This is a genomic window from Streptomyces sp. NPDC005752 (assembly GCF_040630715.1).
Classification (GTDB): domain Bacteria; phylum Actinomycetota; class Actinomycetes; order Streptomycetales; family Streptomycetaceae; genus Streptomyces.
On the sequence record NZ_JBEXYB010000011.1, the window covers coordinates 182453 to 195088 of the forward strand.

The 12636-nt window shown below is 65.7% G+C and carries 13 protein-coding genes; 3 read left to right on the top strand and 10 right to left on the bottom strand.

Annotated features, from left to right (window positions below):
- Window positions 1–6 precede the first annotated feature (6 nt).
- The 9 genes from ABZ441_RS12320 to ABZ441_RS12360 all read right to left on the bottom strand — a co-directional run bounded on the left by ABZ441_RS12320 (window position 7) and on the right by ABZ441_RS12360 (window position 8124).
- Window positions 7–837, bottom strand: a complete 831-nt coding sequence (locus ABZ441_RS12320; protein ID WP_358971566.1) for a sulfotransferase — start codon at window positions 835–837, stop codon at window positions 7–9.
- Complete coding sequence (locus tag ABZ441_RS12325; protein WP_358971569.1) at window positions 834–1745, bottom strand: sugar phosphate isomerase/epimerase family protein; 912 nt, start codon at window positions 1743–1745, stop codon at window positions 834–836. The genes ABZ441_RS12320 and ABZ441_RS12325 overlap by 4 nt, the downstream gene beginning before the upstream one ends.
- Window positions 1742–2500: a hypothetical protein gene (locus tag ABZ441_RS12330; protein ID WP_358971572.1), complete on the bottom strand. Its 759-nt coding sequence runs from the start codon at window positions 2498–2500 to the stop codon at window positions 1742–1744. Before ABZ441_RS12330 ends, ABZ441_RS12325 begins: the two co-directional genes overlap by 4 nt.
- Window positions 2497–3432 (bottom strand): Gfo/Idh/MocA family oxidoreductase, encoded by a 936-nt coding sequence (locus ABZ441_RS12335; protein ID WP_358971575.1) that lies wholly within the window; start codon window positions 3430–3432, stop codon window positions 2497–2499. Before ABZ441_RS12335 ends, ABZ441_RS12330 begins: the two co-directional genes overlap by 4 nt.
- The gene (locus tag ABZ441_RS12340) at window positions 3432–3968 is read right to left on the bottom strand and encodes a hypothetical protein (protein ID WP_358971578.1); all 537 of its coding nucleotides are present in this window, start codon (window positions 3966–3968) and stop codon (window positions 3432–3434) included. Before ABZ441_RS12340 ends, ABZ441_RS12335 begins: the two co-directional genes overlap by 1 nt.
- 59 nt (window positions 3969–4027) lie before the next feature.
- Window positions 4028–4438 carry a glyoxalase gene (locus ABZ441_RS12345; protein WP_358971580.1) on the bottom strand — a complete coding sequence of 137 codons (411 nt, stop codon included), beginning with the start codon at window positions 4436–4438 and terminating at the stop codon, window positions 4028–4030.
- Between the two features lie 49 nt (window positions 4439–4487).
- Complete coding sequence (locus ABZ441_RS12350) at window positions 4488–5375, bottom strand: polysaccharide deacetylase family protein (protein ID WP_358971583.1); 888 nt, start codon at window positions 5373–5375, stop codon at window positions 4488–4490.
- A 38-nt stretch (window positions 5376–5413) separates the two neighbouring features.
- Window positions 5414–6631, bottom strand: coding sequence for an MFS transporter (locus ABZ441_RS12355; protein WP_358971585.1), 1218 nt, complete (start codon window positions 6629–6631; stop codon window positions 5414–5416).
- Window positions 6632–6732: 101 nt separating this feature from the next.
- Window positions 6733–8124, bottom strand: coding sequence for a hypothetical protein (locus tag ABZ441_RS12360; protein WP_358971588.1), 1392 nt, complete (start codon window positions 8122–8124; stop codon window positions 6733–6735).
- Between the two features lie 266 nt (window positions 8125–8390).
- Between ABZ441_RS12360 and ABZ441_RS12365 the strand changes: the two genes are divergently transcribed.
- Window positions 8391–9548, top strand: a complete 1158-nt coding sequence (locus tag ABZ441_RS12365; RefSeq protein WP_358971589.1) for an Ldh family oxidoreductase — start codon at window positions 8391–8393, stop codon at window positions 9546–9548.
- 559 nt (window positions 9549–10107) lie between these two features.
- Here the strand turns inward: ABZ441_RS12365 and ABZ441_RS12370 are convergent.
- The gene (locus ABZ441_RS12370; RefSeq protein ID WP_358971592.1) at window positions 10108–10299 is read right to left on the bottom strand and encodes a hypothetical protein; all 192 of its coding nucleotides are present in this window, start codon (window positions 10297–10299) and stop codon (window positions 10108–10110) included.
- Window positions 10300–10509: 210 nt separating this feature from the next.
- Between ABZ441_RS12370 and ABZ441_RS12375 the strand changes: the two genes are divergently transcribed.
- Complete coding sequence (locus tag ABZ441_RS12375) at window positions 10510–11766, top strand: nucleotide sugar dehydrogenase (protein WP_358971595.1); 1257 nt, start codon at window positions 10510–10512, stop codon at window positions 11764–11766.
- Window positions 11767–12251: 485 nt separating this feature from the next.
- Window positions 12252–12636: HTH domain-containing protein (locus ABZ441_RS12380; RefSeq protein ID WP_358971598.1), on the top strand; the 385-nt coding region annotated here is incomplete at its 3' end.

Below are 12636 nucleotides of genomic sequence, written 5' to 3' on the forward strand. Positions count from 1 at the left end.
CGCAGGTCACCCCTGGTGGGTGGTCGAGAGGTCGGAGGCAGGTGCCGCGTCGTCGGGGTGGGACGCCTGCCGCAAGGCCTGCCATACCGCGGCTGCGGCGGGTGGGAGGCCGGCATCGAGGCCGGCGACAGGAGCGCGCGGAGTGAGCCCGGAGAGATGGGCCCGAAGATCCACCCCCGTGAACTCCTCCAGGCGGCGGCTCTCCTCCCCCTGGCACAACGCCTGGTACTCGATCACCAGCCGACGGTCGGCCGGAATGGCCGGCGCGAAGTCCAGCCAGTGACGGTTCCACGCGGCCCACTTGGCGAGTGCGGACTCCTCGGTCACCGGTAACCACGGCCGGTCACCGGTCCACCGCAGCATGGACCGTGCGGCTTCGAGCGGATGCCGTACGAGCATCACGTACCGCGCATCGGGGAGCGCGGCGTTCAGCCACGGCAGATGTAGCAGATACTCGTTGTACTTGTCCCCCCAGCAGGGCAGGTCCAGGTTGCTCTGGGCGAGAATGCGCCGTGCCAACGCCGTGGCGTCGTCCCCTGCGGAGCCTTCGGCCACCTCGCGTGCGGCGGTGCGCAGGCTTTCCTCTACCCGGGCCCGCCAGCGGTCGACGCCGACGCCGTCCGGCGGGCGGCGGTCGAGAGCGTGAAGGATCTCGTCGGCGCGCAGATGACGGTCGGACAGGTCCTGGGGGGTCAGCCAGCGGCTCAGCAGGTAAGGCAGCTTGCCGTTGACGGTGAAATGGCCGCCGGCGTCGTGGAAGGCCAGGTTCAGTGCGTGCGCGAAGGCGGTGGTGCCGCAGCGTTGGCCGCCGAGCAAGAACACGGGTGAAGGGCTCAACTCCCCGCCTCCGCCATGCCTGTGTTGGCATCTGTCGCATCGGCGCCCGGAGCCCGCACAGCGTCAGCCGTCTCAGCCATGTCGCGCAGCAGCCGCATGCAGATCGAACTGGCCTCGAAACCACCGGCGGTGAAGCTCTCGCCCCACGGTTCGTCACGTTGCTGCTGGGTCAGGACGCGCCCGACCCTCCAGTGCGTCTCGAGGGACACCCAGCCCTTGTACCCGTCATCTCCGAGCCGGCCGAGGATCGCCGGCCACGGCAGGCAGCCGTCACCCAGCCGGACGTAGGCCGTACGTCCGGCTGGATCCTTCACATGGACGTGGCGAATGCGTTCGCGGCCGAGTGCGTAGTCCTGCGGGAAGGGAGCGGGATCCCAGCCGCTGAAGACGCTGTTGCCCGGGTCCCACAAGACGCCGAGCCGGTCGTCACCGAGGTGATCCAGGAACTCGAGAGTATGGCGCATGGTGGGGCTGTTGGTGCGCATGCCCGTCTCCACGAGCAGCGGCACCCGATCGGTCGGCACTCCGTCCAGGACCTCCCTTGCGACAGCCGCCGCGCCACGCGGGTTCGGCGGGCCTTCGCGGTAGAACGTGAAGACGCGGACGAATGGCGCGCCGAGCAGCTCGGCCTGCCGGACCGCCTCCACCAGCAGGGCGCGCACAGCCGCGACCTCGGCGTCGGTGCGGGGCAGGCGGCACTTGAGGGCGGGCGGGTCGAAGCCAACGATGTGCATTCCCCGTCCCACCACGGCGTCGCGAACAGCGATCAGCTGTGCGTCGCTCATCAGATGCGGCGGCACCTCGCCGGAGGACCGGATCTCCAGCCCGCCGAAGCCCAGTCGGGCTGCCTCGGCTGCGGCCACATCGATGTCCTGGGACACCTCGTCATTGATGACGGCAAGTCTCATGGAGAGCTCTTTTCACCGACGGCGGGGACGTCGGTGGCGTACCACTCCAGGAGGAGCGTGATGTCTTCGGCGAGTGAGGGTGCCTTCGACTCGACGGTGATCGCGCGAAGCGGCCCCGCAGCCGCGAGCACCTCACGGGTGGACTCGGCGCAGGAGTCGAGCGGTAGGTGCCGTGAAGTGGCGGGGTGCTCCCAGGCGAATCCCTTCACCTGGACGAACGCAGTCATGGGGGACAGCCGGGCGGCTGCCGACACGGGGTCCGGCGCGATGCGGGCGAGGCCCATGGTGTCCAGCAGAATGCCGGTTCCGGCACGCTCGCACAGCGCGGCGAGTTCGTCGACCGGCGCGTATCCGTGGTGGGTCTCGATCAGGACGAGGTGGCTCGCGCCGACGCGGGCCGTCAATGCCCGGATCTGGGCCAGCGTCAGGTCGAGCCGCCCGGGGGCCGTACAGCCCTCGGCCGCGAACACCTTCACGGGCAGACCTGGTTCCAGCCATGGAAGGGAGGAACAGCCGTCAGCGGGGTGAGCGGGGTCGCCAAGTACGGTTCCCACGCCGACGAAACTCACGTCAGCCCCTGCGGCTCGCAGCGTGGCCAGGCCGCCGGAGCCTTCCCAGGCGTGGCCCTTGCCGGCTCGGACGTCCACGACACTGCCGCCGCAGGACAATGTGAGTGCGGCCAGTTCGGCGGCACCGTGGTCAGGAGCGGAGCCCGAGGAGATTCCCACCCGGGGCACGGGTACGGGTGCCGTCATGCCTCGAACTTCGTTCTCTGGGCGATGGTACTCAGGATCTCGGTGATGGGGCGGGCCCCTTCCAGGTGGCAGCGCGGGGGGGACTGTCCGGTGGCTACGGCGTCAGCCATCTCCTGGTAGACCCGGCGCCGCAGTTCGGCCGTGGGCCGGGCGGGTACGACATGTTCTGTTTCGCCGACCTGTGTGGTCACCGTGCCGTCGACGACAGAGAGACTTCCTTCGGGGGCGAAGAGCTGAAGTCGTTCGCTCCGCGCCGGCGACTCTGCGGTCATGGTGAAGGCGAGGGTGGCGCCGCTCCGGAATTCGATGTGACCGGTGACCCGGGTGTCGATGCCGGGGGCGAGCTCTCGGGCGGGGGCGAGCCGTACGGCGCGGGGTCGGCCGAGTAGTTGGCAGGCGAGGTCGAGGTAGTGCACTCCCAGGTGCGCCGCAATGCCACCGAGGGCCGAGGCGGGGTCACTACGCCAGCCGGCGCCGCGGAAGTGAGCGGGTGGGCGGAACCGGGCCACCTCCAGTACCGCGGTGACCGCCGGAAGCGCCCATTTCGCTGATGAGGTGGTGGCGGGTAACCGCATACGGTGCTGAAGCATCACTCCGACTGGCATGCCTGCCCGCCGTGCGGCAGCTGCTATCCGGTCGATCTCGGTCACAGACACGGCGGGGGGCTTCTCCAACAGGACGGCCTTGCCCGCGTCGAGGGCCTGCACGGCGAGTTCGGCCCGGCCGCCGGGCGGCAAGCACAGTGCAACCAGTGCGATGTGCTGGTCCGACAGCAGCTCCTGCCAGGAACTGACTCTGGGCAGATGCCCGGTATCGATTGCCGTGTCCTGTTCGAGCACGGCTGCAACGTGAGCCTCGTCGAGACCCTCGAGGGCAGTCACGTGCTGGCGCCCCGCGGCTCCGAAGCCGACGATCCCGACTCCGATGCTCATCAGGCGTCTCCGCCGGAGAGTGATCGCTGCACTTCGACCCTGGCGGATGGCTGTGGCGGCCGGTTGAGGTGAATGACCCGATGCGCCGCGTGGGCCGGGTACGCGGCCGTGGTCACGATGAGCACGCCGCCGCCGTCGCGGGCGAGGGCGCGAACCGACTCGGCCCACGCGGCGTCGGCAAGGCCGGTCCCGGCACGGGTGGCGTCGACGACCACAGCCGACCGGCTGCCCATGGCGGGCAGGGGCTGCTCCGGCCGAACGATCGTCACACCTTTGGGCGGTGCTGGTGCGACCGGCCGTGGGCGACCGCGGTCACCCACGGCGATGACGCCGTACTGGGCTCGCCGTCGTCCGGCCAGAACCTGGATCAAAGCCTCAGCCGAGGCCCGGTCGTCCGCTTGCACCACGACGGTCTCGCCGGCTGCCACTTGGACCGTCAGTCCCGCGATCATGATGTCCTCGGCCCCTTTTGGTCCTGTGGCTACGATCAGGTCGACCACGCGGAGGGTGGCCGGCCTGCTCGCTTCGTCGGTCATTGCTGGCTCCTATCGGAGTGCCGAAGTTCGGGTGGGCCGGTCCGGGCGGGCTGAGCGCCTCAGGAGGAGCTGCGCTCCATGAACTCGAGCCGATTGCCGAGTTTGTCGGACGCGTAGAAGCGGTCGTAGCCCGGGAAGCTGTCGTCCCAGGTCACCTCGTGGCCGCGTTCCTCCAGACGCTTGGCGAGGCCGTTCAGGGAGCGGACGAGGATGCCTGGATGAGCCTTGCGGGCCGGCCCGAATTCCTTTTCCACCCCCAAGTGGACCTCCAAGCCGTCACCGCGGAACCAACAACCGCCGCGAGCGGCGAGCACCGGTGGCTTCTCCAGCTCGGTCATGCCCAGGACCTCCCCCCAGAACTGGCGACACAGCTCCTCGGCGCCCGGCGGAATGGCGAGCTGCACGTGGTGGAGACCGCCGAAGGAGTAGGCGGGCGTGTTCTGCTCAGCTTTGCTCTGCTCAGTGCTCATGCTTGCTTCTCTCTGGTTGTTGCGATGTCCGGCCGTGCCGGCAGGTGTCTCACGCGTCAGGCCATGCCGTTCCCGCACCCGCTGCCGCCTTCGGGGGGCAGCCAGGACGAGCCGCAGCCGCGGTGGAGCTCCACTGCGTCCGCCAGTGATCGACGAGTCCGTCCCAGGCGCCGGCCCCTCCGGAAGGCAGATAGGTGCGCCGGATGGCATGCGGGCTTGCCGGCCACGGCTCGGCCGGTGAGCGCACCGTCCCGAAGCCCAGGACATCGCTCGGCAGCAAGCCGGGAACCCCGGGAATACTCCCGTAGGGATAGGCGAACAACCGTGTCGGCCCCGATCCGTACCGGCTGTCGATGTCAGCAAGCGAGCCGAGAGCTTCTTCCCGGGCTTCGTTCGCCGGCATCTCGTCAAGATGAGGGTGGGTACGGGTGTGCGCAGCGATCAGGTGCCCGTCGGCCGCCAGGAGGTCACACTCCGCGTACGTCAGATAATCCTGTCGCGGCTGCCGGCTGCGCCGCCCCACCAGACCGGTGCAGACAAAGAACACGGCCCGTATGCCCAGTCGGTCGAGGATGGGACGGGCATATGTGACGGTGTCACGGTAGCCATCGTCGAAGGTGATCAAGACGGTGGGGCGGTCCGGCCTGTGTGGCCCATCCTCGGCGATCAGGTCGGACGGAAGGTATGCGTCGAATTCTTCCAGGACACGTTTCAGGCCGCGTTCGAATTCCTGAGGGGTGAGGGCAGTGTAGTGGTGGATATCAGGATGGACATGGTGGAAGTACAGGACAAGCGGCCAGCAGGCGGCACTGCCCGTCGCGGGCTGATGCTCGTCGGAAATCCCGTTTATGTACGGCGCAGGGGCTTCGACCGGCCGGCGCTTCATGCGGCCTCGAATCGGATACGCGCCGTAGTGGAGGCGCCAATCATGATCCACTGGAATCCTTTCACCCTTTACTGGAATCCTTTCACCCTTTACGGCCTCCCCTCAGGAGCTACCCGGCCTGCTCTGCATCGACCCTCGTTCTCCCCGTCCTCCGTCGGTGTCGGCGAGTCGACCCGGACTTTTTCCGCCCATCGCGCCAAGGGCGGGTAGGTGATTGAAGCAGCGATGAAAACCGCAGCGAGTACACCCCACCCCGGTGGGCCCCAACCAGTGATGAGCATGGTCACTGCTACGGGCCCCAGCACGTCACTTCCAACGTTCACCAAGCTGAAGATCGCCTGGTAATCGGGCAGTCGTTTGGGCGGCGCCAGCGAGTAGAAGATTCCCCAACTGCCAGCTTGGAACCACAGCTCGCCGCACGTGTGAATCGTTACCGCGACAAGAAGCAGAACAACAGCCGCAACCGGCCCTCCCAGCATTGAACTCCAGTAGACAAGACAGGAAATCCCAATTGTCAGCCCGCTCCAACGCAGCACACGAGCCCCACCCGTCAGGGATTCCGTATCTCGACTGGCACGCAACTGCAGGGTGACACACATCACTGTATTAATGAGAAGCAATACGGCCATCAGGGCTTCCGGTGCTTCAGTGTTCGAAGTAATCCAAAGAGGCAATGCGATGACCAGTATCGCGTCGTGCACACCCAAGACAGTGGTAATCAGGGTGATGAAAAGAAAGGGTCGATCCCCAATCACTCTGGTTTTCCTGGCTTCAGTTCTGGACTGTACGAACTGACCTCGTGTGTCTCGCTGCACCCCCCACGCTGCCATCGTTGTGGCGAAGAACGACAGAGCGTTCCCGCATAGCAATATCAGATATGCCGAATCTGCCTGCGACTGTAACAGTAGGCCTGCCGTCGCCGTACCCATGGCGACTCCGGTATTGCCGGCGCCTCGAGTCAGCGCCCGTACACGAATTCGCTGCTCGCTCTCCGTCAAAGTCCCGATGAGCACGTTGCGGCATACCCGTCCGGAGCGCGCGGCAAACATGGACGCAATCGCAACAGGTAGATATTCGGCAAACGAATCTACGGTCGCGTATGTAAGAGTGAGGGCAGCTTGGGATGCGCTGAACAGGATGAGCATCCGGCGTGGTCCCCAGCGCTTGATCGGCCAACTGCTCAGCACGCTTCCGAACAGGCCAATGATTCCTGCTATCGACATTCCGAGAGCAACCTGGCCGGGCGGCAGACCGGCTTCGTTGACGAAGTAGAGAATGCTGACCGGCAGCCACAGGCCAGTGCCCACCGAATCCCAGAGTGACCCCAGAATCAAGCGCCGTCCAGGCCCGGGAGGGGGGATTATCTCTCTGTGCCGGGACGTGAGGTTTTGTGTCGCAGCCCGAACCCCTACCACAGCCCCGTGCCGCTCGATGTAGATCCACTCATCGATTCTTGCGTCACCAGAAGACGGAAGTGCGGGGCTTTTTCACCGCCAGCTGCCAGTTCGCCCAGCTCGACGGTCTCCACGGTCAGCTGTTTCATGGCGACGACCTTGCCCAGGATGTCCGAAAGGTCACCGGCCATTCGCTCACCGGCAGCCATGTCGCTGGGAGCGACACGTACGAGCAGTTCGCCGGGCACGTCCTGTTGCACCTGCCAGCGATCGAGCGGCATGGCTTCCAGTGCCAAGCGGAGAGGCTTGACACTCACAAACTGCCCCTGAGCGTCGACGACGAGCCCACGCTGCCGCCCCTCCAGCTTCGTCAGCCGCGCGTGTGGCCGGCCACAGGGACACGTACCGCGCAGAATTTCTGCACAGTCACCGGGCTGATAACGCAGAAAAGCCGTCGCCTTGTTCACCAAACCGGTGATGAGGAGGTGACCATCCTGTGCGACGTCAACACGGATACGCTCCTCCTCGACATGGTACGTTCCTATTGAGTCCGGGCATTCCCAGGCAACTCGTCCGAACTCCTGAAGGCCATACAAGTCACTGTGCGGCGCGCCGAACGATGCTGAGATCGCCTTTCGCGCCTGCGGGTCCAGTGTGTCCCCATGGGTGAGCACTCGCATCGGCTTCGGCAGTCGGAGCAGGCCTTCTCGCTGACGAAGCATCGCGAGGAGGACCTCCATGGGCTGCCCCCAAACGGCATGAGGTCGGAAGTCCTCACAGATACGGTTCACGTATTCACATGTCTCACGGTCGATCTTAGAAATGTTGACCGTCACGACAACGGAAGCGCCGTTGTATGGACTCGCGCCGAAATCGACCAGCTTGTGCCGCGGATCAGAAGTGAATCGGAGAAGCCTGTAGCCCGGAGCCAATCCGTACGCTTCCAGCATGCGAAGGCCGGCCGCTGCCGCCTCGGTGAGGAGCGAGTCGTCGTGGACGATCTTCATCGGCTCGCCCGAAGTCCCGGAGGTTTGGACGCGCAGTTCATCCACCTCGTGAACCAGGCCCGTCAGGAACGACTTCGGCGAACCCCGCACGACGGACTTACTGAGCGCTGGAAGCGTTGCCAGGGTTTGCGCTGCCGCTTGAATCGAGAGGTCCTTGCCCTGGAGCAGCGGAGCATAGAATTCGGTCTGCGCAGCCCGCTCCAAGGATTGAGCCAGACGTTCGGCGCGGATCTCCTGAAGCGCTGCCGGGTCCCGGGCGGCAGCGTTGTACACATCCAGAAAGATCCGCCACCCATCCCCCACGGCCCGCGCTTCGCGCAAAGCCTGACTGTGCCACCACTTGTGAGGAATCATCTTACGTCCGCAATGCCTTTCCTTGGGGTGGGAGGGATACGTCATCGGGTCCAGGGTTCAGGGAACCCTGGCCCCGATTTCTGCTGATCGGCTTTACCAGGCCTCCTTGACGTCGATACCCATATTCATTCACCTCCTTCACCCAAGGTTCGTGTACACGAATCAGTTCGCGCCGTGCAACGGTTGGCCGCACAGCTGAACCTCCGCTGATTGGCCATATGCACTGCATCGCCAACTGTGTAACACCGGCCCAACATAGCCTTCGGCCGAGACCGTGACAAGAGGCGATCAAGCCCAGGGGTGATGTTCGGATGGGCCGTTTCTGGCCAATCTTGGGTGGTCTCATTGACACCCTCGACATGTTGTTACTTTCATTGCGTCCCTCTCTTGTCCCAAGCGCTTCTTTTCTGCGTATCGTGTTCTATGTAGGGGGGGCCATGGCCCACGGAAGTGCCTTGTATATCCGCGAGACGGAACTCACCGACCTGACCGAGGGGACTCTCCGAACTGTGGGAACTCCCACCTCGACGGCGGCAGTTGTGGCTCGCGTGCTGGTCGACGCGGAGTTGCGTGGGCATCCGTCACACGGTGTCGCAATGCTCCCTATTTATCTTGAGCGCGCCCGGCGCGGGGGAATTGATGCCCAGGCGTGCCCGACGTGGACTTCTGTTTCCGGAAGCGTGGGACTCGTGCGAGGCAACGGGGCTTTTGGTCAGCTCGCAGCCGAGTTGGCGGCAAGTCGATGCGCTTCCGCTGCAGCCGAACAGGGGCTGGCCGCAGTGGGGGTGCGCGACAACAACCACATCGGGATGCTGGCCGCCTATCGGAAATGTTTCACCGACAGTGGAGTCATTGGCCTGATCCTGAATGTATCGGGACCCAGTGTGTCCGCGCCCGGCGCGCATTACGCGACGCTGGGAAACGACGCAATGTGCCTGATCGTTCCCCGTTCGGACGGCAAGCCCTTCATAATAGACTTTGCGGCAGGAACAGTCGCCTGCGGAAAGATCCGCTCCGCGGCCTTGCGTGGTGAGAAAGTGCCTTCCACCTGGCTGCTCGACGCAATCGGTCAGCCCAGTACAAACCCCGAAGACCTGGACAACGGGGGCTCGGTGCCCGTTTTCGGTGGATATAAAGGGCTGGGTGTCCTGCTCATCATTGAAATCTTGGCCGGTGTGCTGGCCGGTGCAACCGCGAGTCCGCTCGTCAACCGCCAACGACATCAGGTAGAGCTTCCAATGGGGTGCTCACAGCTGTTCGTCGGTTTCGATTCACAGTTGTTCGGTGCGACGGACACGACAGGTTTGATAGACGTGATTGCGAATGCGGTGCATGAGGGCTACGCAGGAACGCCACCGCACCCCTACCTGCCGGAGCAGTACGAGCTCACCCACGCCGAGGTGGCTCGCGAGCAGGGTGTTGCAGTCCCGCATGTGCTGGCTGCTGAACTCGGCTGGGTGTCCGCCTGAATTCTGTTACCACGATCACCGGGATCTTTTCCCCGTCAAGGTGACGGCACCGGCCCCGAGGCGGCAAGGAAGGGCTCTACATGCTCCGGTCACGCCGCCTGTGGGCGGCTGGGAGAGAGCCGAACCTCCGGTTGGTCACCCAGGAGTGCTCCTGGGCCGATCGAGCGGTGGTTCAAGCCCTTCGACGCCTGTTGGCACTCTCAGCCCCTGGACTGGTCGCGTCGGTGGTGGGACGTTCCAGGGCCGCGGACCCCGGGGACGGACGGCCGGTGGCGGAGAGCGCCGCTGAGCAGGTTCCGCGAACTGCTGATGAAACGAACTCGGCCGGTGGTGAGTTCAGGGCGGCGCGGGGGGAGCATCCCCGGCTCGACAACCAGTTCCTTGAGCCGCACCGGCCGAATTCCCCGGTGTACGAACGCCGTGCCGACGTTCGTGGCAGCGTCGTTCGCGCCGCTCTCGGCTGCTCCGGCGAACACTCCCGCCACCAGGCTGACTGTCCGCCCGGACAGGGAGATGGCCGACCGGCCGACGGTCGGCAGCAGCGGAGCGGGACACGTACTCAGCTCCACCAGTCCGGCGCGGCGCGGCTGTCGGCCATCGCCCCGATGAGTTCTTCCGTGTCCGCCCGGGCGTTGTCGCTCCGCGCTTGCCACGGCATCACGTCGACGACGTTCATCGCCGCCGGCCGGCGCACTCTCCTGCCCGCGTCGATGACGGACCGGACGGGGCCGTTCTCCGTGGCAGTGGCCACTCGACGATCTGACCCGTCGACGAACCACGGTGAGGTGCCGGACGCCTGACAGTCCCTTCGTCGTCAGCTCCCTGGCCGATGGCAGACCGCAGTTCTCACGCGAAGTCGGAGGGCTGACGGAAGCCGGGCGTCGAAAGAGCTGATCACCCTCATACGGCTCCGCGAGGCCGGAACCGCTGTCCCAGTCCCTCTTTGCTCTAAGGAACACACATGCAGGACCATTGTCTTGTCGTCATAGGTCTCGGCTACGTCGGGCTGCCCCTTGCCGTGGAGGCCGCCGAGGCCGGCATCAAGGTGTACGGCCTGGACTCGAACACCGCCCGGGTCGACAGCCTCCTGGCCGGCTTCAGCCATGTGGACGACATCTCCGACGCCCAAGTCGCTCACGCCCTCGAGCTGGGCTTCGAACCCACTACTGGCTCCGACTGCATCGGCCGAGCCGATACAGTCTTGATCTGCGTTCCCACACCGCTACGTCAGTCGGTCCCCGATCTCGATGCGGTACGCCGCGCCGCCATGACGATAGAGGAGCATCTGAGCCGGGATACGCTCGTCGTACTTGAGTCGACAACGTATCCGGGTACCACAGAAGAAGTGCTGCGTCCCCTGCTGGAACGGGGCGGTCGCCGTGCGGGTCGCGACTTCCACCTCGCTTTCTCGCCCGAGCGCATCGATCCGGGCAACGCACAATTCGGCTTGCGGAACACCCCCAAGATCGTTGGTGGTGTCACGGGGCGGTGTTGCCAGGCGGCTACGCGGTTCTACAGCAGGTTCGTCGACCGCGTTGTGCCCGTCAGTTCACCGGCGGTGGCGGAGATGTCCAAGCTTCTGGAGAACACCTACCGCCAGGTCAACATCGCACTGGTCAACGAGATGTCCGTGTTCTGCCACGAGCTTGGCATCGACTTGTGGGAGGCCATCGACGCCGCCTCGACCAAGCCGTTCGGTTTCCAGGCATTTCGGCCGGGCCCCGGGGTGGGTGGCCACTGCATCCCCATCGATCCCAACTATCTCTCCTACCGGGTGCGTTCCCTCGGGTATCCGTTTCGATTCGTGGAACTCGCACAGGAGATCAACGACAGGATGCCTCCCTTCGTCGTGGACCGCATCATGCGACTCCTGAACGAGGACGGGCGCAGTGTGCGCGGTTCGAAAGTGCTGCTGCTCGGGGTGACCTACAAGGCCGATGTCGCCGACGAGCGGGAGTCACCGAGCCTGGTCGTCGCCGAACGACTCCTCGCGTTGGGGGCCCATCTCTCCTACCACGACCCGTTCGTCCCGGAGTGGCGTGTGGGCGGGCGGCTGCTGCACAGCGTGGCGGACACCGAGCAGGAAGCCGCGGAGGCCGACGTAACGGTTCTGCTTCAGGCACACCGAGCGTACGACTGGGAGGGCCTGTCGAGGAGCGCGCGGCTGCTGCTCGACACCCGAGGTGTTACGTCGGGGAAGAACGTCATACGGTTATAAGGCCGCGCCCCACGTGGTGACGGGACGAATCGTCCGTAGCCGCACAGGGCGGCGGCAAGTCCCACCCAGCTCTGGCTGGAGATCGTCCAGCGCGGCCGGATGCCGGTGCTCGCCGTGACGGGCCTGGCCCGCCACCGGGAACCCAAAAGCTCCGACTCGGCCGGTTCTCGGGAGCCGCCCGCTTCGTCACTACCGCCGCCGACAGGTGCTCCGCCTCGACCGCCACTGGCTGGCTCTCGACCAGCGCCTTCACCAGGTCACGGTCCGCCTCCAACGGTTCCGGCTCCCGCCCGCTCGACATTCGGCAGCACACCGAGCGAAATACGCGGTGCCTGCGGTCGGCGGGCGGTGGCCAGGACGGCAGCACCGGCTACCGTGTGCGTGACGGGAGCGGCGTGCGGGCTGGATGTGACGTCGGGACATGGCTCGCCGTCCTCGATCCGCCCGGTACCACGCCCGCCGTGGCACCCGAATACGTTCTTCTCATGATCGCAACCTCTGCCCGGCTGCTTCGGCTGGTGTCCCTGCTGTCGAGCAGGCCCACCTGGTCCAACACGGAACTCGCGAGGCATTTGGACGTCACCGAGCGCACGGTGCGCCGGGACGTCGACAAGCTGCGTGAGCTCGGCTACGGCGTGGAGTCCGTACCGGGGCCGGGTGGCGGCTACCGCTTCGGCGCGGGCAACCGCATGCCGCCGCTGAACCTGGACGACGACGAGGTGTTCGCCGTAGCCGTGGCGCTCAGGGAAGCTCCACACGGAGCGGCACTGGGTGTCGACCCGGCAGCACTGTCGGCACTGCTGAAGCTGCGGCAGATCCTCCCCACCCGGATGGCGAGGCGGCTGGAGGGGCTCGATGCCACCGTCGAAC

Excerpts from the sequence above, each read along its gene's own strand:
- ABZ441_RS12325 (WP_358971569.1), bottom strand. The coding sequence starts at position 1,745 with ATGAGACTTGCCGTCATCAATGACGAGGTGTCCCAGGACATCGATGTG.
- ABZ441_RS12330 (WP_358971572.1), bottom strand. The coding sequence starts at position 2,500 with ATGACGGCACCCGTACCCGTGCCCCGGGTGGGAATCTCCTCGGGCTCC.
- ABZ441_RS12335 (WP_358971575.1), bottom strand. The coding sequence starts at position 3,432 with ATGAGCATCGGAGTCGGGATCGTCGGCTTCGGAGCCGCGGGGCGCCAG.
- ABZ441_RS12340 (WP_358971578.1), bottom strand. The coding sequence starts at position 3,968 with ATGACCGACGAAGCGAGCAGGCCGGCCACCCTCCGCGTGGTCGACCTG.
- ABZ441_RS12345 (WP_358971580.1), bottom strand. The coding sequence starts at position 4,438 with ATGAGCACTGAGCAGAGCAAAGCTGAGCAGAACACGCCCGCCTACTCC.
- ABZ441_RS12360 (WP_358971588.1), bottom strand. The coding sequence starts at position 8,124 with ATGACGTATCCCTCCCACCCCAAGGAAAGGCATTGCGGACGTAAGATG.
- ABZ441_RS12365 (WP_358971589.1), top strand. The coding sequence starts at position 8,391 with ATGGGCCGTTTCTGGCCAATCTTGGGTGGTCTCATTGACACCCTCGAC.
- ABZ441_RS12375 (WP_358971595.1), top strand. The coding sequence starts at position 10,510 with ATGCAGGACCATTGTCTTGTCGTCATAGGTCTCGGCTACGTCGGGCTG.